At 65.2% G+C, this 22,131-nt stretch carries 25 protein-coding genes; 14 read left to right on the plus strand and 11 right to left on the minus strand.

What is annotated here, in order from left to right; translation table 11 throughout:
• Window positions 1-70: 70 nt before the first annotated feature.
• Window positions 71-1,258 carry a M48 family metallopeptidase gene (locus tag J7528_RS11375; protein ID WP_291874136.1) on the plus strand — a complete coding sequence of 396 codons (1,188 nt, stop codon included), beginning with the start codon at window positions 71-73 and terminating at the stop codon, window positions 1,256-1,258.
• Between the two features lie 45 nt (window positions 1,259-1,303).
• Here the strand turns inward: J7528_RS11375 and J7528_RS11380 are convergent, their stop codons facing one another.
• Window positions 1,304-2,419: a beta-ketoacyl-ACP synthase III gene (locus J7528_RS11380; protein WP_291874139.1), complete on the minus strand. Its 1,116-nt coding sequence runs from the start codon at window positions 2,417-2,419 to the stop codon at window positions 1,304-1,306.
• A 239-nt stretch (window positions 2,420-2,658) separates the two neighbouring features.
• Between J7528_RS11380 and J7528_RS11385 the strand changes: the two genes are divergently transcribed.
• Entirely contained in the window at window positions 2,659-3,192 is a 534-nt protein-coding gene (locus J7528_RS11385; protein WP_291874142.1) for a porin family protein, read from the plus strand.
• A 54-nt stretch (window positions 3,193-3,246) separates the two neighbouring features.
• Here J7528_RS11385 and J7528_RS11390 read toward each other — a convergent pair whose 3' ends face one another.
• Complete coding sequence (locus J7528_RS11390; RefSeq protein WP_291874144.1) at window positions 3,247-3,657, minus strand: DUF805 domain-containing protein; 411 nt, start codon at window positions 3,655-3,657, stop codon at window positions 3,247-3,249.
• Between the two features lie 131 nt (window positions 3,658-3,788).
• Here J7528_RS11390 and J7528_RS11395 point away from each other — a divergent pair, with 131 nt between their 5' ends.
• Together J7528_RS11395 and J7528_RS11400 are read left to right on the plus strand one after the other, a co-directional pair.
• Window positions 3,789-4,172 carry a hypothetical protein gene (locus tag J7528_RS11395; protein WP_291874147.1) on the plus strand — a complete coding sequence of 128 codons (384 nt, stop codon included), beginning with the start codon at window positions 3,789-3,791 and terminating at the stop codon, window positions 4,170-4,172.
• Complete coding sequence (locus J7528_RS11400) at window positions 4,172-5,098, plus strand: sterol desaturase family protein (RefSeq protein WP_291874150.1); 927 nt, start codon at window positions 4,172-4,174, stop codon at window positions 5,096-5,098. The genes J7528_RS11395 and J7528_RS11400 overlap by 1 nt, the downstream gene beginning before the upstream one ends.
• On the opposite strand, the gene J7528_RS11405 is transcribed toward J7528_RS11400, so the two are convergent.
• The 5 genes from J7528_RS11405 to J7528_RS11425 all read right to left on the minus strand — a co-directional run bounded on the left by J7528_RS11405 (window position 5,074) and on the right by J7528_RS11425 (window position 8,189).
• Window positions 5,074-5,493, minus strand: coding sequence for a DUF805 domain-containing protein (locus J7528_RS11405; RefSeq protein ID WP_291874153.1), 420 nt, complete (start codon window positions 5,491-5,493; stop codon window positions 5,074-5,076). The genes J7528_RS11400 and J7528_RS11405 overlap by 25 nt on opposite strands.
• Before the next feature lie 134 nt (window positions 5,494-5,627).
• Entirely contained in the window at window positions 5,628-6,083 is a 456-nt protein-coding gene (locus tag J7528_RS11410) for a hypothetical protein (protein WP_291874155.1), read from the minus strand.
• 68 nt (window positions 6,084-6,151) lie between these two features.
• Complete coding sequence (locus J7528_RS11415) at window positions 6,152-6,532, minus strand: hypothetical protein (protein ID WP_291874156.1); 381 nt, start codon at window positions 6,530-6,532, stop codon at window positions 6,152-6,154.
• 35 nt (window positions 6,533-6,567) lie between these two features.
• Window positions 6,568-7,548: an NAD regulator gene (locus J7528_RS11420; protein WP_291874158.1), complete on the minus strand. Its 981-nt coding sequence runs from the start codon at window positions 7,546-7,548 to the stop codon at window positions 6,568-6,570.
• The gene (locus J7528_RS11425) at window positions 7,545-8,189 is read right to left on the minus strand and encodes an HD family hydrolase (protein ID WP_291874161.1); all 645 of its coding nucleotides are present in this window, start codon (window positions 8,187-8,189) and stop codon (window positions 7,545-7,547) included. Before J7528_RS11425 ends, J7528_RS11420 begins: the two co-directional genes overlap by 4 nt.
• A gap of 105 nt (window positions 8,190-8,294) precedes the next feature.
• On the opposite strand from J7528_RS11425, the gene J7528_RS11430 reads away from it, so the two are divergent.
• Both J7528_RS11430 and J7528_RS11435 read left to right on the plus strand, forming a co-directional pair.
• Complete coding sequence (locus tag J7528_RS11430; RefSeq protein ID WP_291874163.1) at window positions 8,295-9,107, plus strand: universal stress protein; 813 nt, start codon at window positions 8,295-8,297, stop codon at window positions 9,105-9,107.
• Between the two features lie 33 nt (window positions 9,108-9,140).
• Complete coding sequence (locus J7528_RS11435; RefSeq protein ID WP_291874166.1) at window positions 9,141-9,518, plus strand: hypothetical protein; 378 nt, start codon at window positions 9,141-9,143, stop codon at window positions 9,516-9,518.
• 6 nt (window positions 9,519-9,524) lie between these two features.
• On the opposite strand, the gene J7528_RS11440 is transcribed toward J7528_RS11435, so the two are convergent.
• The 4 genes from J7528_RS11440 to J7528_RS11455 all read right to left on the minus strand — a co-directional run bounded on the left by J7528_RS11440 (window position 9,525) and on the right by J7528_RS11455 (window position 13,902).
• The gene (locus tag J7528_RS11440) at window positions 9,525-10,340 is read right to left on the minus strand and encodes a hypothetical protein (protein ID WP_291874168.1); all 816 of its coding nucleotides are present in this window, start codon (window positions 10,338-10,340) and stop codon (window positions 9,525-9,527) included.
• A gap of 98 nt (window positions 10,341-10,438) precedes the next feature.
• Window positions 10,439-11,308, minus strand: a complete 870-nt coding sequence (locus tag J7528_RS11445) for a MoxR family ATPase (protein ID WP_291874171.1) — start codon at window positions 11,306-11,308, stop codon at window positions 10,439-10,441.
• Window positions 11,309-11,402: 94 nt separating this feature from the next.
• Complete coding sequence (pseH, locus tag J7528_RS11450; RefSeq protein WP_291874174.1) at window positions 11,403-11,990, minus strand: UDP-4-amino-4,6-dideoxy-N-acetyl-beta-L-altrosamine N-acetyltransferase; 588 nt, start codon at window positions 11,988-11,990, stop codon at window positions 11,403-11,405.
• Window positions 11,991-12,108: 118 nt separating this feature from the next.
• Window positions 12,109-13,902 (minus strand): tetratricopeptide repeat protein, encoded by a 1,794-nt coding sequence (locus J7528_RS11455; protein ID WP_291874177.1) that lies wholly within the window; start codon window positions 13,900-13,902, stop codon window positions 12,109-12,111.
• A 196-nt stretch (window positions 13,903-14,098) separates the two neighbouring features.
• Here J7528_RS11455 and flbT point away from each other — a divergent pair, with 196 nt between their 5' ends.
• The 8 genes from flbT to J7528_RS11495 all read left to right on the plus strand — a co-directional run bounded on the left by flbT (window position 14,099) and on the right by J7528_RS11495 (window position 22,079).
• The gene (gene flbT, locus J7528_RS11460) at window positions 14,099-14,524 is read left to right on the plus strand and encodes a flagellar biosynthesis repressor FlbT (RefSeq protein ID WP_291874178.1); all 426 of its coding nucleotides are present in this window, start codon (window positions 14,099-14,101) and stop codon (window positions 14,522-14,524) included.
• The gene (flaF, locus tag J7528_RS11465; RefSeq protein WP_291874180.1) at window positions 14,484-14,846 is read left to right on the plus strand and encodes a flagellar biosynthesis regulator FlaF; all 363 of its coding nucleotides are present in this window, start codon (window positions 14,484-14,486) and stop codon (window positions 14,844-14,846) included. Before flbT ends, flaF begins: the two co-directional genes overlap by 41 nt.
• A gap of 248 nt (window positions 14,847-15,094) precedes the next feature.
• On the plus strand, window positions 15,095-15,919 hold the full coding sequence (locus J7528_RS11470; protein ID WP_291874183.1) for a flagellin: 825 nt from the start codon (window positions 15,095-15,097) through the stop codon (window positions 15,917-15,919).
• A 276-nt stretch (window positions 15,920-16,195) separates the two neighbouring features.
• Entirely contained in the window at window positions 16,196-17,020 is an 825-nt protein-coding gene (locus J7528_RS11475) for a flagellin (protein WP_291874185.1), read from the plus strand.
• A gap of 113 nt (window positions 17,021-17,133) precedes the next feature.
• The gene (locus J7528_RS11480) at window positions 17,134-17,490 is read left to right on the plus strand and encodes a flagellar protein FlaG (protein WP_291874188.1); all 357 of its coding nucleotides are present in this window, start codon (window positions 17,134-17,136) and stop codon (window positions 17,488-17,490) included.
• 191 nt (window positions 17,491-17,681) lie between these two features.
• On the plus strand, window positions 17,682-18,518 hold the full coding sequence (locus J7528_RS11485; RefSeq protein WP_291874189.1) for a flagellin: 837 nt from the start codon (window positions 17,682-17,684) through the stop codon (window positions 18,516-18,518).
• 65 nt (window positions 18,519-18,583) lie between these two features.
• Window positions 18,584-19,138, plus strand: coding sequence for a UDP-4-amino-4,6-dideoxy-N-acetyl-beta-L-altrosamine N-acetyltransferase (pseH, locus tag J7528_RS11490; RefSeq protein WP_291874192.1), 555 nt, complete (start codon window positions 18,584-18,586; stop codon window positions 19,136-19,138).
• Window positions 19,139-19,217: 79 nt separating this feature from the next.
• Window positions 19,218-22,079 (plus strand): hypothetical protein, encoded by a 2,862-nt coding sequence (locus J7528_RS11495; protein ID WP_291874195.1) that lies wholly within the window; start codon window positions 19,218-19,220, stop codon window positions 22,077-22,079.
• The last annotated feature ends 52 nt before the right edge of the window (window positions 22,080-22,131 follow it).

The following is a 22,131-nucleotide window of genomic DNA, read 5'->3' on the forward strand; positions in this document are numbered from 1 at the left end:
CACGATTTAAGCTGCGCGGATCGCGGACTCGGGGCTAGCTCGTCGGCGCAATCTCCGGGGGAGGAGACCCATGGCTCAATCGTTCGATCCCGCGGCCGCGACGGCTGCCTATCTGGCGCAACTGCCGCCGGAGGCCCACGCTAAGGCCCAGCACTACACGCAAGGCGGCCACTGGCTGCTGCTGTGGGGTTTCATCGTCTCGGTGCTGGTCGCCTGGATCGTCATCCGCACGGGCGTGCTGACTAGGCTTCAGAATGGCGTCGAGAAGACCAAGCCGCGGCCGTTCCTAGCCAGCCTGGTCGTGGCGTCGGTCTATGTCGGCTTCAGCTGGGCGCTGGAGCTGCCCTGGTCGGTCTACGCCAACTGGTGGCGGGAAAAGCAATACGGCCTGACCAGCCAGGCCTTTGGGGGCTGGCTGGGCCAGAACGTGATGGCGACGACGATCTCGGTCGTGTTCACGGCGCTGTTCCTGGCCCTGCTGTACCTGCTGATCCGCAAGGCCCGCCGCCTGTGGTGGCTGTGGGCGGGCGGTCTGACGGCCGGCTTCATCATCTTCGGCATGCTGATCGCGCCGATCTATATCGAGCCGCTGTTCAACAAATATACGCCCGCGCCGCCTGGGCCGGTCCGCGACGAGGTCGTGGCCATGGCCAAGCAGGTCGGCATCCCGCACGACAAGATCTTCGTCTATGACGGCTCGCGGCAGTCCAACGCCTATACCGCCAACGTCTCGGGCCTGGGCGGCTCGGCGCGGGTGGCGATGAGCGACGTGATGTTCAAGAAGGGGGCGGACATCGCCGAGGTGCGCGGTGTCGTGGGCCACGAGATGGGCCACTACGCTCACCAGCACAGCCTGTGGATCACCAGCATCTTCTCCGTGCTGGCGGTCGTGGCGTTCTTCATCGCCGACCGCGTGTTCCCGTGGTTCGCCACGGCCCTGAACGCCAAGGGCGTGACGGGCATCGCTGATCCGGCCGGCCTGCCGGTGCTGGCGGTGATCATGGCGGTGCTGGGCCTAGTCGGCGGTCCGATCACCAACACCCTGATCCGCGAGGTCGAGAGCGACGCCGATCGCTACAGCCTTGTCCATTTCAACGAGCCCGATGGCCTGGCCAAGGCCTTGGTCAAGACCATCGAGTACCGCGCCGCCACGCCGTCCAAGTTGGAGGAGGTGCTGTTCTACGACCACCCGGCCGTGAGCGTCCGCGTGCGTCGGGCCATGGACTGGAAGGCGACGCATCCCAAAGCGCCCGACTAGTCCGATCTCCCCGGCTTTCGCCGGGAAGATCGGGAGTAGGGTGTTCTACCGCTTGCGCACGAACACCGTACCCGCCGAATAGCCCGCGCCGAAGCTGCAGATCAGGCCCGTCTCGCCGGCGGCGAAGTCGTCATTGGCGGTGTGGAAAGCGATGATCGAGCCGGCCGAGCTGGTGTTGGCGTACTCGTCCAGGATGATGACGTTCTCGCCCGGCGCCGGATCGCGACCCAGCACCTTGCGGCCGATCATCTCGTTCATGTTGATGTTGGCCTGGTGGAGCCACAGGCGCTTCAGGCCGGTCGGGTCCAGGCCCAGGTCGCCGGCATGCTCGACGATCATCTCGCTGACCATCGGCACGACCTCGCGGAACACCTTGCGGCCTTCCTGGACGAACAGCTTGTCCTTGGCGCCTTCGCCTTCCGGCGCGGCGCGGTTCAGGAAGCCGAAGTTGTTGCGGATGTTGTTCGAGAACTGGGTCTTGAGGCGTGTGCCCAGGATCTCCCAGCCACCGGTCGCCTGATCGGCGTCCTCGACGATCACGGCCGTGGCCACGTCGCCGAAGATGAAGTGGCTGTCGCGGTCCTTGAAGTTCAGGTGGCCCGAGCAGATCTCGGGATTGACCATCAGCACGGCCTTGGCGCTGCCGGTCGTGACGAAGTCGGCGGCGGTCTTGATGCCGAAGGTGGCCGACGAGCATGCCACGTTCATGTCGAAGGCGAAGCCTTCGATGCCCAGAGCCTGCTGGATCTCGATGGCCATGGCCGGGTAGGGGCGCTGCATGTTCGACGCGGCGCAGATCACCGCGCCGATCTCGCTGACCGGCTTGCCCCAGCGTTCGATGGCCTGCTTGGCGGCCTCGACGGCCATCTCGGCCAGGATCGACAGCTCGTCGTTCGACCGCTCGGGGATGATCGGGCGCATCAGGTCGGGATCGATGATGCCGTCCTTGTTCATCACGAAGCGCGACTTGATGCCTGAGGCCTTCTCGATGAATTCGGGCGAGGACGGGGCCAGGGCGACCACGTCGCCGGCCGCGATGGCCTCGGCGTTGGCGGCGTTGAACCGCTCGACGAAGCTATTGAAGGCCTCGACCAGCTCGGCGTTGGAAATGCTGTGGGGCGGGGTGAACAGCCCCGTGGCGGCGATGACGGCTTGCGGCAAGACGGCGGTCCCGATGATACGCGCGGGCTTCGTGAGTCCGCGTTCTGACGCTTGTTTGAACCCGTAGATAACACGGAAGGCGGCGCCGTCATCCCCGAGGCTTTTGGGCGTGGCTTTTCGGCAACGACACGCAACGGCCTCAAACAGGGCCGTGAACCGCCCCATGCCCGCCGCGTTATCCGCCTAGCCCTAGGCTGGCTGAGGGAGCTGAAGACTACGAGTAGAATTGGAGTACAACAATGAAGACTCTCATCGCCACTACCCTGATCGCCGGTTCGGTTCTCGCGGTCCCGTTCGTTGCACAGGCTCAGAATTCGACCGAGGTCTATGGTTCGGTGAACTATGGCCAAACTCGGACCCGTGGCGCTGACACCGGCGCCATTCAAGGGCGCGTGGGCGCCAAGTTTACGCCTAATTTCGGCGTCGAGGCCGAGGTGGCCGGCGGCGTCGACGGCGACAAGACCTACACGCCCGGCGGTCCGGCCAATGTGAAGATGGAACATCAGGCCGCCGCCTATGCCGTCGGTTTCCTGCCGGTGACGCCCAATCTCGATCTGATCGGTCGCGTCGGCTACGGCACGACCAAGTTCGAGACCAAGAACCCGGCCGCCACGGGGTTCGATGGCAGTCGCGACAGCTGGAACTACGGCGTCGGCGCCGAGTACAAGTTCGACGACAAGAACGGCATCCGCGCCGACTACACCAAGTCGGAATATACCAAGAGCGATCTGAGCTCGAACACGATGTCGGTGGGCTACGTCCGCCGGTTCTAGGCTCGGCTCAACGAGCAAAAACGCGGCGCGCTCCGATCCGGGGCGCGCCGTTTTTTAATAGGCGAAGGTCGCCGGCGCCTTGGGATCGTCGCCATAGCGATTTGGGCCAGTTGAACCGGGGACCAGCGCCAAGCCATACAGGGCCAGATCAACCAGCGGCGCGAAGTGCAGCAGCGTCAGCCAGCCTGTCATGCCGATATCGTGCAGCCGGCGCGCGGTGACGGACATCAGCGCGATGGACACCCACAGCATGTAGACGCCCCCGCCCACGATCATCGCGCCGCCAGCCGGAATGGCGGTCTCATCGCCCATGTTCCCAGCGTAGCTCAGCATGCCAAAACCGCCGAAGAAGGCGACGAGGCCGATCCAGCGGGTCGCCCACGCGAAGATAGCGAACGGCCAGAACTCTTCCCGCCGAGAGCGGCCGTGGAAATCGGCGAAGTGACGCATGGAATAGAAAAACATGAGCGGCTTCTGTCTCGAAAGGCGCGGAAGCTCATGCCTACAATCTAAAGTTTTCCAAGATTTGAACGGCTTGACGGCGGCCCCGCGCCCGGCAATCTAAACGGCAATAAGTTACGGGGGATGCGTCGGTCTTGGACAAGGCGCTGTTGATTCAGTTGGGCGGCTCGATCACGGCCGTCGCTTTGCTGGTGGCGTTCGCGGCGTGGCTGGGGGTGGCGAGGGCGACCCCGCCGCTCGATGCCGAGTCGGCCCGAGCGCTACTGAGCCTGGAATTTCCCGATCACAAGCCGGACGCCGTCTGGATCGCCGCCGACGGCGCCGCTCTGATCGCCCGCGACGGCGCGCTGGCCCTGGTGCTGTACCGACGCGGCGACGGCTATGTGGCCCGCGACCTGCCGTGGAGCACGGTCGCCGCCCTGAAACCGACCAATGGCCGGCTGACCCTGCGCCTGTCCGACGCCCGTCCCGTCTTCGCCGTCAATGACGACGCCTGGCCGCCGAAAGAGCTCGCCTGATGCTGAAAGCCGCCTTCGATCCCGTCCAGCTGGCCATCCCGTTCTTCGTGCTGGCCATTATCCTGGAGATCCTGCTGGGGCGCTTTGGCAAGGCCAAGGCCAACTACGAGACGCGCGATACGGCCATGTCGCTGAGCATGGGTTTCGGCAGCACGGTCGCTGGGCTGCTGTTAGGCAGCGTGATCTTCGCCACGACGGTCTGGATCTGGAATCACCGGATCTTCACGATCCCGATGACGGCGATCTGGGCCTGGGTCGTGCTCTTCCTGCTGGAGGACCTGACCTACTACTGGTTCCACCGGCTGGCGCACGAGCGCCGGATTTGGTGGGCCAGCCATGTCAACCACCACACCTCGACCCACTACAACCTGTCGACCGCCCTGCGTCAGACCTGGACCGGCGGCGTCGCCGGCACCTGGCTGCTGTGGCTGCCGCTGACCTTCTTAGGGTTTCCGCCGGCCATGGTGGCGATCCAGAAAGGCGTCAGCCTCGTCTATCAGTTCTGGATCCACACCGAGGCCATCAAGCGCATGCCGCTCTGGTTCGAGGCGGTGTTCAACACGCCGTCGCATCACCGGGTGCACCACGCCCGCAACGCCCGCTACCTGGACGCCAACTACGCCGGCATCCTGATCATCTGGGACAAGATGTTCGGCACCTTCATCCCCGAGGTCGACGAGGAGCCTTGCAGCTATGGCACGGTCAAGAACCTGGGAAATTTCAACATCCTGCACAACGTCTTCCACGAGTGGGTCGGCATCGCCAAGGACGTCGCCGCCTCGCCGCGCCATGCCCTGGGCTACATCTTCGGCCCGCCTGGGTGGAGCCATGACGGCTCGCGCGACACCTCGCACACGCTGAAGGCCAAGTGGCGGGCGCGAGTCGAGGCGGAAAGCGGTGATCAGGCCGGCGTCGGCGCTCCGTAGCGGTTGTGGCTGGGATGGCCGTCCATCAATCCCATCTCAACGCAGCCCCAGCTCTTTAAAGCCGCAGCCGTTATGCAGAGCGCCTGACCCCACGGCTGAGCATCGTATATCGATACGCCGGCATAGCCGATAGGAAATGGCCCCAACGTCACCAGTAGAAACCAGAGGATGCCTCGGTTGCGATCATGGGCGCGGCGAATGCCGTTACAAAGCGCCGCGAAATAGGTAAGCCCGAGAACGAGCACCAAGGGATATCCATAGTATCCGGCCGCCATCATGACGAAGAACGACACGAAATACAGAACGATACACAATCCGATCAAACGCTTCTGGATGTTCCAGTAGTTGTTCCGGGGGGCGCGCCGGTTGATATCGAAATAGTCGAGTAAGTGCATCCGCGGGGCTCACCATGGTGTTCGGTGATGCTAACCGTCTTCAACTTAAGATTTTATTGGTCGCTCGTAGGTGTGGGACTCTTTCTGGTCAACGCCACCATGCTGCCGTTCTTCTCCCGGACCCCGGCGATCGACTAGCGAACCGTCAGGTCGACCGTGATCCGTCGAACGCCGCCGTCAGGCGAGGAGCCTTGCAGCACCATCCGGTCATGGCCCGTATAGCCGGCGGCGGCGGTGTAGTAGGCCTGATGGCCCGGCACCTTGCGGGTGTTGCAGGCCGAGCGTGGATTGGCGGCCGGGAAGGCGGCGTAATAGGGCTCGTCCTTGATGCTCGCCACGCCGTGGGCCGGCTGTTCCAGCACGGTCAGCGTCGCGCCGGGCTGATGCTCGGAGCAGTCGGGATCGATGGCGGTATTGGCCCAGACCCGGATCGGCGTGGCGCCGATGGCGGCCTTCTCGACACGGACCTTCTGGTAGCCCGAGGCCTTGGCGGCGGGTGACACTGTCACCTCGTAGCGCCGGGTTTGAGCGACGGCGGCTGTCGCCACGGCGACGCCCAGGCATGTCAGGATAAGGAGTTTGGATCGCACGACCAGTCTCCGACGGTGAGGACTACCGGAGGCTGCGCCGCCTTTGTTGCGGGTCTATTGCGACGCTGTCATTCGCAGACGTCCGACCACTTCTGTTCGAGGGCGTCGGTGCCATCGACCTCCTCGATCGTCAGGCCGCCCTCCGAGAAGACGTAGCGCTCCTCGCCGTCGAACGAGTCTTCCTTCTCGACGATGTCGACCCGGCCGCAGACCGACGGAACCTCGCCGTCCCAGTGCACGAAGGTCTGGCCGAAGGTCAGCTGGGCCTCGGGGAAGCGGTTCTCGATCGCGATCTTGGCGCCGGCGATCTGCAGCGGATCGTCCTTGTTGTCGGCCGTTTCCTCGCTGTCGGCGTCGCGCAGGACATAGACGCTAAGGCCCACGCCGATCCCGCCCAGCACGACGGCCGCCATGGCGCCCGCGATGATCATGATCTTCTTGCTTGCCATCTTGGGGCGAGCTTAGGGCGAACCTCGTCCCTCTATCAATCCCGCAGCAGCGGCAGTGACAGGCCGGTCGCCTGGCGGGTCGCCAGCATCTCGCGGCGGAAGCGGAACAGCTCGGCCGGGCGGCCGCCGGTCTCGGCGTCCAGGCGGCCCAGGCCCTCGACCAACTCCTCGCGCTCGACCACGCGACGGAAGTTCTGCTTGTGCAACTGCACGCCGGCGATGGCCTCGACCGTGCGCTGCAGGGTCGAGAGGGTGAACTCTTCGGGGGTCAGTTCGAACACGACGGGGCGGTACTTGATCTTGCCGCGCAGGCGCGACAGGCCGGTGGCCAGGATCCGCCGGTGATCCGAGATCATCGGCTCGCCCAGCGCCGCCGACAGGGCGGCGGGCTCGGCCGGGTCGTAGCCGTCGGCGCGGGCCCGGTCGCGGGCCGCCTCGGGCGCCAGGCCGGCCTCGTAGAGCAGTTCGTAGCGCTCCAGCACCCGTTCCTCGTTCCACGGCGCGCTGTCCAGGGCGAAGGCCAGGCGCGCGCGCGACCACTTGGCGGCGTCGTCGCCGGCCCAGCGCTTGAGGGCAGGGGCGATGGCCTCGTCCAGCAACGCGGGGCGGCCGGCCCGCCAGTCCTCCCATGGGAAGAACCGGGTCCACGGCGCCCAGGCGGTGTCGGGGGCGTCGGTGTCGATGGCCTTGGGCGTCAGGCCCAGATAGCCGACCGAGACCACGCGCGCCGCGCCGGCCCCGACCTCGGCGCGCGGGGCGTCGCGGCCCTTGTCGCCGAAGGTGTAGAGCTGCTCGACATAGCCCGGCTGGAACCGGGTCTGGGCGGTCACGAAGGCGCGCAGGCCCAGCTCGAAGGTGCGGTGCGCCTCGGGATCGAAAGGGCCGAACGGCAGGCCCGATAGCGAGGAGGCGACATCGGTGATCGCATCGTGCGGCCGCACGGTCAGCACGACGGCCTCGCCATCGCGGATCGCGACGACCACCGCCGACAGGCCGATGACGACCGAACTGGTCATTCGGTCTCGAACGCCGCGCCCGGGGCGCTCTCGAAGCCGGCCGCGCGCGACAGGACGTGGAAGCGCTGGACGTAGCGCGCCTGGGCCTCGAACGGCGGCTGCGGCGTGATCTTCAGGTCGTAGCCAGCCGGCGGCGCGCCGAAGATCGACAGCGACTCCGCGTGCTCGAAGCCCGCCAGTTGGGTGGCCTCGAAGAAAGCGCAGGCGCGATCGGCCTGCTTGATCAGCTTCTTGATCGGGGCGGGAGTCTTCACCGGCAGTCCGAAGCGGATGTGGATGGCGTCTTCCAGCCTAGCCTCGAAATCCTTGTAGCTCACCCCCAGCGCCGCCTTGAACGGGCTGATCATGTCGCCGATCACGTATTCGCTGGCGTCGTGCAGCAGGGCGGCCAGGCGCCACTTGGGCTCCAGGTCGGGCTTGATGTGCGCGGCGATCTCCTCGACCACCAGGCTGTGCTGGGCCACCGAGAAACCGTGATCGCCGACCGTCTGGCCGTTCCAGCGCGCGACGCGGGCCAGGCCGTGGGCGATGTCCTCGATCTCGATGTCCATCGGCGACGGATCGAGCAGGTCGAGCCGACGTCCGGAGAGCATTCTTTGCCACGCGCGGGGCGGTGCGCCCCTATGCAGCCCTTTGGCCACGAGATCGTTCCTTACGGTGAAGGTGGTTGACTGGCCCATGGATTGAGAAAGATCAATGTGGCCGTCGCCGTCATCTGTGGAAATGCCCTTGAAGGGAGTTCGATCATGAGTTGGGCGAGAATTATGGTTCCGCTGGCCGGAACCCCGAACGACAAGGGTGTTCTGACCTCCGCCGCGGCGCTTGCCGGGGCCTTCCAGGCCGAACTGGCCTGTGTCCACGCTCCCGCTGACATGGCCGACCTGATGCCCTGGATGGGCGAGGGGTTCATGGGCGGCGTGCAGGTCACCGCGCTGGAAAGCCTGAAGGAAGCCGCCCAGGAAGGCGCGCGGGCCTGCGGCAAGCTGGCGGCCGAGACCGGCTATTCGCGCACCCGCGTAATCAGTCTGGATTCGCCCGTTTGGGCGGGCTTGGCGATGGAAGGCCGCCTGTCCGACGTCATCGTCTTCGACGACGCCTCGGCGCGCGGGAAGGGGCCTCTGGCCGAGTCCTTCCAGCAGCTGGTCGCCGACGAGCAGCGGCCGACCCTGGTGGCCCGCCCGGGTTTCCAGGTTGACGGTGTGGCCCTGGTGGCCTGGGACGGCGGCAAGGAGGCCAGCCGCGCCATGCGTACGGCCCTGCCGCTGTTGCAGAAGGCCGGCTCGGTGATCATCGCCGGCGCCCCCGGCGCCTCGTCGCGGGCCTTCGAGCTGGACCGCCTGGTCGAGTTCCTGGCCGCGCGCGGCGTGAAAGCTACGGTGAAGACGCTGGAGGGCAACGGCGACGCCGCCGGCCTACTGCTGGGCGCGGCGAAGGACACGGGGGCGAACCTCCTGGTCGCGGGCGCGTTCGGTCATCCCAGGCTGCAGGAATTCATCTTCGGGGGCACGACCCGCACGCTGCTCAACAGCGACGGTCCTTCCCTGTTCCTGTCGCACTAACAGGCTGAAGTTTCATTAGAAGGGAGACACTGGATGTCCCTGTCCCGCATCGTGATGCGCCTTGCGCGCAATCCGGGCACCGAGTTCGCTGGCGGCGACGACCATCGCGGCTACGCCCTGACCGCCCCGCTGACCGAGGACGGCCATATCGACGAGGGCGCCTACGCCAAGGTCAAAGGCGCGTGCAGCGTGCGTCGCTTCGCGCCCGACGAGGATGCGGTGGATGGCCGCCTGAACAAGCGCGGGACGCGTTGGTTCTTCGACTATGACGACGAGGATGTCGCCGACGACGAACCGCTGCATCGCCTGGGCGAGCACCGCTTCGCCCTGGGCGAATACGTGACCGTCACCGACGAGGATGGTCGGCCGTTGACCTACAAGGTGATGCAGGTCGAACCGGTCCCGCAGTAGGGCTCGCTAGCCGCCCACGTTGTGGCGGACCAGGGCCTTCATGTCGCGGAAGATGTCGTGGTCGTCGGTGTCGCGGGTCTTGGCCTTGACGACGGCGACGGCCAGCGGGCCGCCCTTGGGACCACGGGCCTCGTAGCCGGCCAGGCGATAGCCTTTCGGGGCTTTGTCGTTCGCCAGGATCAGGGTCGAGCGGACGATGTCGCCCTTCTTCTGGGTGCGGATCTCGGCGCCATGATCGTCGGCCTTGATGGTGACGTCGCCCTCATGCTCGTCATTGGCCGAGACATTGACCGCGCCGTGCGCGTCGTCGCCGCGGATGTTGACGTTCTTGTTGACCTTCACCTCGGCCGCGCCGCCGTCGCTGTTGATGGTCAGGTGGCCGATGCGGATGTCGGCGCCGCCGTCGCTGGCGTTGATCTTCACGCCGGGCAGGTTGATGGAGGTCTGGTTCTTGCCGGACTTGCCCTTGCCCTCGACAGGCTTGGGCGAGGCGGGTGGCGTCGGCATGATCTGCTTCAGCTCGCCCTCGATCGGGGCCAGGGCCGCTTCGGCATCGCCGCCATTCAGCCGCACCAGCCGCAGGTCGACCGTGGCCTCGCCGGATTGGTAGCTGCACGACTGGCCATCGGCGGCGACGCTGATGCGCTTCAGCTCACCCTGGCGTTCGGGGCAGTCCAGCTTGTCGATGACGTGGATCGGCTCGCGGCGGCCAGGTCGGCGCTCGGATTGGCCTTGGTCGGACTGGGTGCGGTGGCAGGCGGTGAGCGCGCTCGCGCCGACGCCGATCATCAGCGCCGCGGCCAGCCATTTCGAATGACGCATGGGTATCCTTGGGGCCTTCCCTCGATGCGCGGGAAGGTGGGCGCACGCCTAGCGCGCGTCCAGTGAAATCAAGTTAACGGCCAAATCGTCGCAGGCGCTTACTGGCCCGGACGCGCCCCAGAGCCCTCGCGACGGGCCAGGAAGGCCAGGCGCTCGAACAGGTGCACGTCCTGCTCGTTCTTTAGCAGGGCGCCGTGCAGGGGCGGAATCAGCTTGGTCGGGTCCTTCTCGCGCAGAACCTGATCGTCGATGTCCTCGACCAGCAGCAGCTTCAGCCAGTCCAGCAGCTCGGACGTCGAGGGCTTCTTCTTCAGGCCCGGGACCTTGCGCATGTCGTAGAAGATGCGCAGCGCCTCGGCGACCAGCTTCTGCTTGATGCCGGGGAAGTGGACGTCGACGATGGCCTGCATCGTCGCTTCCTCGGGGAAGCGGATGTAGTGGAAGAAACAGCGGCGCAGGAAGGCGTCTGGCAGTTCCTTCTCGTTGTTCGAGGTGATTATGATGATCGGCCGAACCTTGGCCTTGATCGTCTCGTTGGTCTCGTAGACGTAGAACTCGTTGCGATCGAGCTCCTGCAGCAGGTCGTTCGGAAACTCGATGTCGGCCTTGTCGATCTCGTCGATCAGCAGCACCGGGCGCTGCTCGCTCTCGAACGCCTCCCAGAGCTTGCCCTTCTTGATGTAGTTCTTGACGTCCTTGACGCGCTCGTCGCCCAGCTGGCTGTCGCGCAGGCGGGTGACGGCGTCGTATTCGTACAGACCCTGCTGGGCCTTGGTCGTCGACTTGATGTGCCAGGTGATCAGCGGCGCGCCCATCGCCTTGGCGACTTCGTAGGCCAGCACGGTCTTGCCGGTGCCGGGCTCGCCCTTGATCAGCAGGGGACGCTCCAGGGCCACAGCGGCGTTCACCGCGACCTTCAGGTCGTCGGTCGCCACGTAGTCGGAAGTGCCTTCGAAGCGCTGGCTCATGAGTCGGATCCGGTTCGAACAGTTGTTCAAATTGAGCGGATCACACTATCGGCGCCGACGCGCTTGGCAAGCCTAACGATGGGGGAGGGCGCCTTCAGGCGGCCCGGGATGGGGCCGGCGGGATGTCGAAGCCCTTATCGCGCAGGCGCTGGGCCATGGCCTCGCGCTGCGTGGCCCAGTCGGAGGCGAGCAAGCCCAGGCCGACCACGTCGACCTCATGGCCATTCTTCATCACGTGCTCACGCAGCAGGGCCTCGCGCTTGAAGCCGTACAGCTCATGCAGGCGCCACACGCTTTCGTTGGAGATCAGCACCTCGCACCACAGCTTGTTCAGCGCCAGCTCGCCGAACACGTGCTCGATGACGGCGAACTCGACGAAAGAGCCGACGCCCAGGCCGCGAACGTTCGGGCTGGCGAGGTAGTAGGCCCAGGCGCAACGGCGATGGGTCATGTCGATGTCGGCCAGGTTGGCCAGGCCCGCCGGCTCACCGTCGGCCTCGATGATCCAGTAGCGGCGGCGTTTATCGTGGCGCACGACATCGAACCAGTGATCGTGCTCATCGGGACCGATCTTATGGTCGGAATACATGTAGGCGGCGACCTCGGCGCTGTTGCGCCAGGCCAGCAGCCGCTCGCGGTCGTCCTCGCGCACGTCGCGCAACCGCACTTCCGTTTTACGCATGCCCGTCGTCCCGCTCCGGAGCACGCAAAGCTCCGGTCAAGGTGTGCAACTAGACCGTGATCGGCGCAGAAATGCGACTGAAGCGTTTCTTGGCCGCAATAAATGCGGATAAATGCAACTATTCGGCGACGAAATCGGCCAGGGCCTCGGCCATGTTGGCCATGGCCTCTTCCCAGTGGCCGTACTGCTGCGTGACGAAACAGCGCACGCTCGGATACCAGGGGTAATAGTCGGTGCCCAGGCGGGTCCACGAGGCGGCGCCGGTCAGCATGAAGCTGGTCGTCCCGACCGCGCCGGCCAGGTTCATGGTGGCGTTCGAATAACCGACCACCAGATCAACGGCGGCGCACAGGGCCATGACGTCGTCCAGGTCCTTCTTCAGGTCGATGCCCGGCGGCTGCCAGATTTCGATGCCGAAGGTCTCCTTGGCGAAGGCGATTTCCTTCTCGCAGTCGCCGTACTGCAGGTTGACGAAGGTGACGCCGGGCGTCTTCAGCACCGGTTCCCACACCTCGAAGGCCGAGAACTGGCGGGCGCGTTCCGAGGTCAGGTTGGCGCTCTTCCACAGCATGCCGACCTTGGGCGAGGGGCCGAGTTTTTCGAGTTCGCCCTTCCAGTGGGCGACGCGTTCGGGATCGGGCGTCAGATAGGCGCGGCGGTCCGGGAACGACTCGACCGTGGGGCGCAGGCTGGGCAGGAAGTCGCCCATGGCCGCCCAGTAGTCGATCTGGCTGTAGTCGGTGATCTCCGGGAAGGTGCGCCACACGCGGCCTTCATACTGCACGGTGCGGTGCCGAGTGACCTCGATGTCGGGGTAAGAGCGCTGGAACAGCGGGATCAGGCGCGGTTCGACCCCCAGGGTCAGCTTGCCCTCAGGACCCAGCAGGGCCCGAGTGTCGGCCAGCATGTTGGCCAGCATGACCTCGTCGCCCAAGCCCTGTTCGGCGCTGAGCAGCAGGTGCTTGCCGTTCAAGTCCTGGCCGGACCAGCGCGCGCCGCCGACATAGAACAGCGGCGCGTCGGTCAGTTCGCGCGAGAAACGCGCTTCATAGGCTTTCCACCCTTCCTCCAGTCGGCCCTGGGCCAGCAGCAAGGTGGAGTAGGCGAACTCCATGATCGCGTGATCGTGCGGCGTGCCGGGGCGTTTCAGCGCCTCCAGGCAGTCGGTCAGGGCGCCCTCGACGTCGCCCATGTCGGACTTGGCGAAGGCGCGGTTGTGCAGGGCCTTGCTGTACTGAGCGTCCAGGCGCAGGGCTTCGTCAAAGAAGACGATCGAGCCGGCGGCGTCGCCGGTGTTGCAGATCACCGTGCCCAGGGTGTTCCACAGCGCGGGGCTTTCGGGGTGAGTCCCGATGGCGGCTTTCAGCACATCGATCGCCTCGCTCTCTCGATTCAGCTCTCGCAGCGCGGAGGCCAGGTTGTTGGCGGCTTCCAGGTCGTTGGGGCGGGAAAGGCGGAAGTGGCCGAAGAAGCCGGCCGCCAGTTCGGGCATGCCGATTCGCAGGGCCAGGCGACCCAGGTCCCCGGCGACCGAGCCATGGTCGGTCAGCAGGGCCAGCGCCGCCTCGTACGCGCGCAGCGAAGAGGCGTAGTCGCCCTTTTTCTCGCGCGCGATGGCCAGGACGTGCCAGGCCAGGCCCAGCCGGTCGTCGGTCGCCAACAGCTTCAAGGCCAGCTTGTCGGCCTTGTCGAACTCCTGCTGGTGCACCGCCTGGATGGCGCGGTTCAGAAGTTTGCTGTTCTCGGCATTCTTAACATCCTGGGTGGCGCGCTTGAGGCGCTCCAGGGCTTCGTTGGACGCCGAATCGCCGATGGCGGTGTTCATCTGCCCGGCGTGGATCGGCCCAGCCCCGACTACGTCGGCCTGTGCGAGGGCGCTGGCGGACATTTCGAGGGCGCGTTTACGGGACATGGAGGCAAACCTTACGCTTGGCGTTAACCATGTTTTGAGGCGCTATGCTTAATCGAGTCCTAAGCTGCGTCTCACGGTCGCAAGGGCGATCATGGGGCGGCAAGACAGCGTTAACACGTGCGCGTCTAGCTTTCCGCTCGAACCGTCGACATCGGCGGATTCCGGGCGAAGCGACGTCAACAAAGGAGCGGCCTTAGTGCCTTTGAAGCTGTCGCTGAAGCCCGGCGAGAAGTTCGTCCTCAACGGCGCCGTGGTCCAGAACGGGGATCGGCGCGGTGTTCTGGTTCTCCAGAACAAGGCCTCCGTCCTTCGCGAGAAGGACATCATGCAGCCGGACCAGGTCACGACGCCTTCGCGTCGGATCTATTTCCCGGTAATGATGATGTACCTGGAGGAGGGCAGCGCCGAGAAGTTTTATGAGGAATTCGCTACTCGCCTTAACGATTTTATGGGTGTTGTGCGTAATCCTGCGGTCCTTCAGGACTGCATCGCCATTTCGAAGCACGTGATGGCGCGTGAGTACTACAAGGCTCTGATGTTGAGCCGTAAGTTGATTGAATACGAAGACGAGAGGTTGGGGCATGTCTCTTCGGGCGTATCAGCAGGCGGCGACGCGGGCTGAGAATCCCCGTGAAATGGAGTACCGCCTGTTCGGGCAGGTGACGCGCGCCCTTATGGACGCGTCCCAGGCCCCGGTGGACGACATTGCCACGCGGATCGACGCATTGGATTGGAATCGCAAGGTCTGGTCGGCCTTGGCGACCGACTGCGCCTTGCCCGAAAACCAGCTGCCGATGCAGCTGCGCGCCAGCATCATCTCGCTGAGCCTTTGGGTCGGCCGTCACTCCAGCGCCGTGATGCGCAAGGAGGAAGAGTTCGAGCCGCTGATCGAGATCAACCGCATGATCATGCAGGGCCTGTCGGGACGCGCCGACGCCGCCTGATTCTTCGGTTTTCGCAAGACTGAACGTCTTGCCTACCAGCTCCGGAAAAACCTGCCGCCCGGCGAATGTTGCATTCGCCGGGCGGTTTCGTTTTGCCCCTGGCTGATTCAATAATTTCAATAAAACCAGTATCTTACGCGATGGCGCCGAACGCGGTTCGGTTGGCCCGCCGCTTGCGATGGTTCACGCGGGCAAAACGCCCGCCCGGCAATACGCCGGACAAATCCCACCAAAACGGTAGGTATCAAATGCTGAATTCGATCAACACGAATCCGGGCGCGATGATCGCGCTCCAAAACCTGAACTCGACCAACACGGAGCTCGCCACCACCCAGAGCCGTATCAACACCGGCAAGAAGGTCGGAAGCGCTAAGGACAACGGCGCGATCTGGTCGATGGCCAAGATGCAGACTGCGAGCGCCAGCTCGTTGAATGCCGTGAAAGACTCGCTCTCTCGCGGTCAGTCGACGATCGACGTTGCTCTCGCGGCCGGCGATACCATCACCGATCTGATCTCGAAGATGAAGGAAAAGGTTCTCGCCGCTTCCGACACTTCGCTGAACACCGCCTCGTTCAACGCCCTGAAGGCTGACTTCGTCTCGCTCCGCGACCAGATCCAAAAGGCCGCGGACAATGCGAAGTTTAACGGCGTGAGCCTCGCTGACGGCAAGACCGCTCAGCTGGCTTTCCTGGCCAATTCGGACGGTGGCACCTTCACGGTCGCCGCCCAAGATTTGAGCCTCGCAGGCCTTGGCCTGACGTCTGCCAACACGAACTTCACGACCGCCGCCGAAGCCAAGTCGCTCATCACGAACCTGACCTCGGCGTTGCAAACGGCAACGAACAAACTGTCTTCCCTGGGCACTGCCTCGACCGGTCTGGATACTCACCTGACCTTCGTGGGCAAGCTGCAGGACAGCCTGGACGCCGGCGTGGGCAACCTCGTCGATGCGGATCTGGCGAAAGAAAGCGCCAAGCTGCAGTCGCTGCAAACCAAGCAGCAACTGGGCGTGCAGGCTCTCTCGATCGCGAACCAGACGCCGCAGTCGATCCTGTCGCTGTTCAAGGGGTGAGCCCGATACGCCGGGCGGCCGTCAAAAGCCGCCCGGCGCCTCTTTCCTGCTGGGTGCGCATTATGTGCCCGGCAACAATTGCCTATGTCGAAAGCCTCCCGGCAAAAATTGCCGGGAGGCTTCGTCGTTAATGGATCTATAACGCAGTAATTTCAGTTATTTAGCCAGATTGTCGCGGCTCGGCAGAATTGGCCCGGCAATTGCTACAGACCTTTTCGAGCAAAACGCTCCCGGCAGCCAAAATGGCGTCGGATACCTTGAAAAGGATCTACTCGTATGCCGCTGAACAGCATCAATACGAACGCGGGCGCCATGATCGCCCTGCAAAACCTGAACACGACGAACAGCGAGCTTCAGGTTACCCAACAGCGCATCAACACCGGTAAGAAGGTGGGCAGCGCCAAGGACAACGGCGCCATCTGGGCCATGTCCAAGAACCAATCGGCCACGGCCTCGTCGCTGAACGCCGTCAAGGACTCGCTGCAACGCGGTCAATCCACCATCGACGTGGCGCTCGCCGCCGGTGACACCATCACCGACCTGCTCGGCAAGATGAAGGAAAAGGCCCTGGCCGCTTCCGACACCTCGCTGAACACCGCCTCGTTCAACGCCCTGAACGCCGACTTCGTCTCGCTGCGCGACCAGATCTCGAAGGCCGCCGCGAACGCCAAGTTCAACGGCATCAGCATCGCTGACGGCACCACCAACAGCCTGACCTTCCTGGCCAACACCGATGGTTCGGGCTTCACGGTCAAGGCGCAGTCCCTGACCCTGGCCGGCCTGGGTCTGGACTCCGTCGTCCCGGCCTTCACGACGGCCAGCGCGGCCAAGGCGATGATCGCTGAGATCGACACCGCCATCGGCACCGCCACCAACAAGCTGGCGACCCTGGGTACGTCTTCGACGGGCCTGGACACCCACCTGACCTTCGTCGGCAAGCTGCAAGACAGCCTGGACGCCGGCGTCGGCAACCTGGTGGACGCGGACCTGGCCAAGGAAAGCGCCAAGCTGCAGTCGCTGCAAACCAAGCAACAACTCGGCGTGCAGGCGCTGTCGATCGCGAACCAGTCGTCGTCGTCGATCCTGAGCCTGTTCCGCTAACGAACGGGAGGGGGCGGGTCCTGGTGGCCCGCCTCCATCTTTCGTCCCGCTTAGTCAGAAGCGTTTTTCCAAACCAAAGAGGAGGGGCCGACTAACGCGTCGGCAAATAGAAAATGGAACCAAAAGCCGCATTGTCGGCCATCAGAGACTTCATCGCTCCCGTTTCTCCCGCCAACGCCCCGGACCCGTCCGAGGGCGCGAACGTCGTTTCGGGGCAAGCTCAGGCGGCCGCGCCGCAACAGGTCCACGAGACCGAAAAGGCCGAGAAGGCCAAGCCGGTCGACGATGGTCCCCAGCCGGGCGACCTGCGTCTGGTGATCGAGCAGGATGATGACTCGGGCGACTACATCTACAAGACCGTCGATCGTCGTACGGGCGAAACGCTGAATCAGTATCCGCGAGAGCAGATCCTGAAGCTGCGCGAAGAGGCCCACTACGCTTCGGGCGACGTCTTCGACGGCCAGGCCTAGAAGCGCACGCGCTGAAGGCGGACTCGATCGGGAGAAGGGTGGGTGCGACCGCGGGCCGCACCGGTAAATAGATATGGTTTATGCGCGTTAACCATAATCTTACCTTCTGAACCCAACTTGGGCGGCGAGTAGATCGCTCGCCGAATCGCGCGCGGTCGCAACCAACGGCAAAAGCCAGTCGGAGGCCGCGCATGACGCTGAGCGTCAACACGAACCAGCCCGCGCTGATCGCGCTGCAGAACCTGAATCGCACCAACGATCAGATGCAGGCGACGCAAACCCGCATCAACACGGGCGAGCAGATCTCGACCGCCAAGGACAACGCGGCCATCTGGTCGATCGCCCAGGAACAGCGCGCCGACATGAGCGCGCTGGGCGCGGTCAAGATGAGCCTGGACCGCGCGACCTCGATCGCCGACGTGGCCCTGGCCGCGGGTGAGTCGGTCTCGGACCTCCTGAAGCTGATGCGCGAGAAGGTGGTGGCCGCCAAGGACACCTCGCTGACCTCGACCTCGCTGCAATCGCTGAATGCCGATTTCCAGGGCCTGCTGAAGAACCTGCAGCAGGTGATCAGCAGCGCCGTGTTCGACGGCGCCAATCTGCTGGACGGCAGCCAGGCGGCCGACATGACCTTCCTGGCCGACGCCGATGCGGCCCAGGCCATCACGCTGAGCCTGCAGAACCTGACGATGGGCGGCGGGATCAACGCCCTGGCCCCGACCGACGACATCCTGAACTCGGCCAACGCCACGTCCGTCCTGACGCGCCTCGACTCGACGATGAGCGCGATCAACCAGGCCGTCGGCAACATCGGCACCCAGTCCAAGCAGATCGACGCCCACAACAGCTTCGTCTCCAAGCTGACCGACGTGCTGGAAACCGGCGTCGGCAATCTGGTCGATGCGGATCTGGCCAAGGAAAGCGCTCGCTTGCAGGCCTTGCAGGTCAAGCAGCAGCTGGGCGCCCAGGCCCTGTCGATCGCCAACGGCGCGCCGCAGATCATCCTGTCGCTGTTCAAGGGCGGCTAAGGCTAGGTCCATGAGCGTCGCCGGGCTAAGCTTCCCTGGGGTTTGCTTGGGATTCGGCGACGCGCATGATCGAACTGCGAGACTTGCGGGACGAGGACGAGGCCGTTCTCTTTCAGTGGCGCTCCGAGCCCGAGGTCGATCGCTGGATGTCGGACGCCGACCTGCCCAGCCACGAGGCGCACGCCGCCTGGTTCCAGGCGCTGCGCACCGATCCCGACATGCGAGGCTGGATGATCACGCGTGGCGGCGTGCCGATGGGCCTGCTCACCTTGACCGGCCTCAACAGCCATCATCGCCGCGCCAGCTGGAACTGGTTCCTGGGCTCGGCCGAGGCGCGGGGCAGGGGCGTGGGCCGCGCCGCCCAGGTGCTGGGGCTGGACCGCGCCTTCGGCGAGCTGGGCCTGCACAAGGTGTTCGCCGAGGTGATGGCCGACAACGACGCGGCCCTGAAGGCCCAGTCGGCCGCCGGTTTCCGCCGCGAGGGCTATCTGCGGGGGCACGTCCTGAAGGATGGCCAGCCGCGCGACGTGGTGCTGCTGGGCATCCTGGCCGACGAGTGGCGAGAGCTGCGCGACGACGCTCGCAGGGCCTTGTCGGACGCCAACCTTATCGCCGCTTAACCCAAGGTCTTAACGAGTCGTCAGCGAACCTCTGGCACAGGTACCAGCGGGGGATTTTGAGTCCCGCACAGGATTGGCCGTGATTTCGTTCGATTCGAACATTCTGCTCAGCTACTATCAGGCCCGCGCGGGCGTGACGGGTGCTGCCGCGTCTGCGACGACGACGAGTTCCTCGAATTCCAAGGTCGTGGTGCCCAAGGCGCCGTGGCTGTCCGACGCCGCCCCGGCCAGCGAACTGGTCCGCTCGGCGCTGAACGGTCGCAAGCTGGTCGACGAAGGCGCCAACACCTCGGCGCTGAAGGGCGTCAGCCCCGACTACAAGAAGCTGTTCGCCACCTATCAGGCCCTCAACACCCTGTCGGCCCTGGCGTCCCGCGCCGGCGAGAAGGGCGTGACGGATGGCGAGATGACCAAGCTGCAGACGACCCTGACCAAGGGCCTGGGCGAGATCAGCAGCTATGTTCAAGGTCTCTCGCTGGATCAGCTGCGCCTGACGACGGGCCAGGTGATGACCAGCGACAAGTCGACCGTGGGCGTGCCCAAGGCGACCTATTCCTACACCACCGACACGCTCTACAGCGGCCAGGTCGACGACGAGGTGCCCAAGTTCCAGGGCGACGTCTCGTTCAGCGTCGCGGTGAAGAGCTTCGGCGTCACCACCAACGTGACCATGGATCTGTCCGAGATGGGCTCCAAGCCCCGGACCATGTCCAACGTCGTCAGCTACATGAACGACAAGCTGAAGACGGCCGGCTTCAACACCAGCTTCTCGGTGCAGCGGACGGCGGGCCAGGAGCGCACCGTCCAGGTCAACGGCAAGCCCGTGACCCTGCCGGCGACCGGCGACGACTTCGCCCTGAAGGTCAATGGCGACTCGGTCGAGCAACTGACCTTCAGCGCCCCGACCGCCGCGCCGGCTGTCTATGTGACGACCAAGGCCGGCAATCCCGATCCGGACAAGAATTCGCTGACCGACGACGGGGTCTATGAAACGACCCTGACCAAGTACAGCGCCGCGGGGACCAATGGCGGCGCCAACGCCGGCGCGCCCGGCGGCAAGGTCTTCACCGAGACCTTGCAGGGCACGATCAACACCGTTCGCAAGTCGGTGACCGGGGCCGACGGCTCGGTCTACATGCTGGCCGACGTCGACACGGCGGTCGATGGCAAGACCGACATCAACGGCCAGGTCATCAAGGGCGAAAGCGACGTCGCGCTGCTGAAGTACGACAGCGCCGGCCACCTCCTGTACGCCCGCACCCTGGGCGCGACCGACGAGGCCAACGGCCTGTCCCTGGCCGTCGCCGACGACGGCAGCGTCGCCGTGGCCGGCTCGGTCAGCGGCCGCCTGCAAGGCGCGGTCAACGGCCCGATCAACAACGGCGACAGCTCGACCACTACCGACAGCTTCGTCACCCGCTACGACGCCAAGGGCGACGAGCAGTGGACGGTGCGCCGCGGCGGCTTGCAGGAAGACGAAGCCACGGCGCTGGCCTTCGGCTCGGACGGCGTCCTCTATGTCGGCGGCCGGGCCAAGTCGGACCTGCCGGGCAGCACGGGCACGGACCCTAGCGGCGGCTACGACGCCTATCTGTCGGCCTTCGCCACCGACGCCCAGGGCCAGCCCAAGGCGCTGTTCACCCAGAAGTTCGGCACGGCCGAGAACGACAGCGTCTCGGACATCGTCGTCAACGGCTCGCAGGTCATCGTCGGCTCGAAAGAGAACGGCGAGGCGATGCTGCGCAGCTTCGACATCACGCCCAACGTCGTGACCGAGAACGTCACCAAGCTGGACCAGTACGGCGCTTACCAGACCGTGCCGGTGACCTACACCAAGACCGCCAACGTCACCGCCGGCGCGATCCGCGACCTGGGCACGCTGAAGGGCGGCGACCTGGTCGGGCTGAAGATCGACGGCGGCCAGCTGTATGTCGGCGGCTCCACGGCCAATGGCGGGATGTCGATCGGCGGCGCGAACTCGGCTTCGGGCGGCATGGACGCCTTTGTCGGCCGCGTCTCGCTGGACCTGTCCGACACCAGCGCCGACGCGCTGACCTACTACGGCGGGACGGGCGACGACACGGTCACCGGCTTCGACGTCAAGAACGGCACGGCCTGGGTGGTCGGCTCGGCCGGCGCCAACCTTGATGGCCAGGCGACCGTCGGCAGTAAGGACGGCTATGTCGCCCAGCTGAACGTCGGCACGGGCGCGGTCGACTGGAGCCAGCGCCTGACCGGCAAGGATGGCTATGCCACTCCGACCTCGGTCTCGGCCTCGGCGTCGGGCGCCTCCAGCCTGGACCTGTTCGGCCTGCCCAGCGGCAAGATGGACTTCACCCAGTCCGACCGCATCGTCTCGGCGACGGCGGCGCGGGCTGGGGACACCTTCCAGATCCGCACGCGCGAGCGCGGGACCCTGACCTCGATCAAGATCGAGGCCAACGACACGCTCGAGACCCTGGCCGACAAGGTCAAGAGGGCCTCGGGCTACCGCGCCAAGGTCGAGGTTGTGTCCAGCGGCAACAGCCGCGTGCTCAAGATCAGCCCGGCCTCGAACACCTCGACCATCGAGATCGTGGCCGGCAAGGGCGGCACCGACGTGCTGACTTCGCTGGGCCTGGCCGGCGGCGTGGTGCGCGCCACCAAGACCGACGATGGCAAGACCGTCTCGGCCGATGGCAGCGGCCCGATGTACGGCCTGCAGCTGCCGCCCGAGCTGGATCTGACCACCGAGGCGGGGCGCAAGAACCTCAACACGGTGATCCAGCGGGCCATGTCGCAGATCCGCACCGCCTACCGCGAGGTCTCTGACGCGGCGATGGGCGTCAAGAGCGACACGGGCACGGGCGCGGGCAAGACCGGCGGCACGGTGCCGGCCTATCTGACCGCCCAGATCTCGAACTATCAGGCCGCGTTGGATCGCCTGACGGGCGGCGGGTAACCCTTTTCCGAGGTCGCCGAGCTTGAAAGCGTCATCGACGCGTCGTAGCCAG

The sequence above is a fragment of the Caulobacter sp. genome (assembly GCF_017744445.1).
Lineage (GTDB): Bacteria > Pseudomonadota > Alphaproteobacteria > Caulobacterales > Caulobacteraceae > Caulobacter.